The following is a 1,241-nucleotide window of genomic DNA, read 5'->3' as shown; positions in this document are numbered from 1 at the left end:
AGAGCGGCGGTGCCGGCGAGGACGGAGCGCCTGGGAATTCCGCTGGACATGTCATCTCCAAAGGGGGGAAGGGGAGAGTGAACCGTTCTTGGACGAGACCTGTTATGTTCGTGTGATGGCTTGATCAGCTTCCTGTTGCCGACTTCCAGGCATCGACGTAGTCGTCGAGATGGGTGCTGATGTCGTTCCAGTCCGGCTCGAACACCTCGACGCCCTTGAGGATCTCCGCGAGAGCCTTCGCGTTGGCGTCCGTGGGCTTGATGTCCGAACGGGCCGGGAAGCCGCCGCCGATCTCGCTGACCTGCTTCTGCGCGGCGTCCGTGAGCATGAAGTCGAGGAGCTTCCTGCCGTTCCCGGTGTGCGGGCTCTTCGCCACCAGACCGGCCGCGTAGGGCAGCGCGAAGGTGGTGGGCGTGCCGCCCTCCTTCGCCGGGAACCAGATGCCCAGGTTGGGCATGGACCTCGCCTGCGCGAAGTTCATCTGTACGTCGCCGTTCGCGACCAGGATCTCGCCCTTGTCGACCTTCGGCGCCAGCTTCGAGGTCGAGGACGACGGGCCCACGTTGTTCGCCTGGAGCTTCTTCAGATACGCCATCGCCTCGTCCTTGCCCCCGAAGTCGTGCATCGCCTTGATCACGACGGCGGTGCCGTCGCCCGCGACACCGGGCGTGGAGTACTGGACCTTGTCCTTGTACGAGGAGTCGAGCAGGTCCTCCCATGTCGTGGGCGCCTGGGCGCCGTTGAGCTCCTTGGTGTTGCGGACGAACCCGAAGTAGTTGTTGACGACGGACGTCCACTTCCCGTCCCGCGCCCGGTCCGCGGGGGCGACCTGGTCCGCGCCCCGGGGTACGTACTTCTGGAGCAGCCCCTGTGCGTCGGCCTGCTGGATGAAGGGCGGGAGGGTGACGATCACGTCGGCCTGGGTGTTCGACCTCTCACGGACGGCGCGCTGGACCATCTCGCCGGAGCCGCCCTCGACGTACTTCACCTCGATGCCGGTCTTCGCCTCGAAGTCCTTGAAGACCTGGTCGTACCAGCCGTCCCCGTTCTCGCCCTTGAGGCCGTCGGCGCTGTAGACGGTGACGATCTTCTCGTCGGAGGCGGCGGACGAACCGCCGCACGCCGCGAGGGAGGCGGTGAGCGCGAGGGCGCCGGTGACGGCGGCGACCGGCTTGAGGATCCTGGGAATGCGAAGTGTCATGGCGATCTGTATCTCCTTGAAGAGGCTGTGCGGCGGGGGA

1 protein-coding gene is annotated in these 1,241 nt (G+C 66.2%); it reads right to left on the bottom strand.

Going from position 1 to position 1,241, the window contains the following annotated elements:
* Positions 1-124: 124 nt before the first annotated feature.
* The gene (locus GT042_RS14050; protein WP_202532752.1) at positions 125-1,201 is read right to left on the bottom strand and encodes a 2-aminoethylphosphonate ABC transporter substrate-binding protein; all 1,077 of its coding nucleotides are present in this window, start codon (positions 1,199-1,201) and stop codon (positions 125-127) included.
* Positions 1,202-1,241 lie beyond the last annotated feature (40 nt).

It is taken from the genome of Streptomyces sp. SID3212 (genome assembly GCF_009865405.1).
Taxonomy (GTDB): Bacteria; Actinomycetota; Actinomycetes; order Streptomycetales; family Streptomycetaceae; genus Streptomyces.
This window is presented reverse-complemented; position numbering and strand designations above follow the sequence as displayed.